The 530-nt window shown below is 67.5% G+C and carries 1 protein-coding gene; it reads right to left on the reverse strand.

Annotated elements, in window-relative coordinates:
* Positions 1–32: 32 nt before the first annotated feature.
* The coding region (locus tag FK530_RS25425) for a LuxR C-terminal-related transcriptional regulator (protein WP_146489533.1) at positions 33–530 on the reverse strand (498 nt) is incomplete at its 5' end.

Consider the following 530-nt stretch of genomic DNA (forward strand, 5'->3'; position numbering starts at 1 on the left):
TGATGCCCGGCACGCGGCACCCGACACCCGGGTCACACGATGTTGCGCCGCACCGCCCACCGGGTCAGCTCATTGCGGTTGGACAACTGAAGCTTGTGGAGGACTGCCGAGACATGGGTCTCCACGGTCTTGATGGAGATGAACAACTCGCTGGCCACCTCCTTGTAGGTGTAGCCACGCGCGATGAGGCGCATGACCTCCTGCTCGCGGGCACTGAGCAGATCCAGCTCGTCATCGCGGGCCGCGACCTCGCGCGTCCCGAAGGCATCCAGGACGAATCCCGCCAGTCTGGGGCTGAACGCTGCGTCGCCTGCACCCACCCGGTGGATGGCTTCGACCAGGTCCGCGGTGGTGATCGACTTCGTGACGTATCCGCGTGCCCCCGCCCGGATCACGGCGACCACGTCCTCCGGGGCGTCGGAGACCGACAGTGCGAGGAAACGCAGGCCCTCCACGTCCTCACAGGCCGCCGCCACTTCCGCTCCGCCCCCACCCTTGCCTCCTGGCAGGTGCACATCGAGGAGGGCGAC

It is taken from the genome of Tsukamurella conjunctivitidis (assembly GCF_007858475.1).
Lineage (GTDB): Bacteria > Actinomycetota > Actinomycetes > Mycobacteriales > Mycobacteriaceae > Tsukamurella > Tsukamurella conjunctivitidis.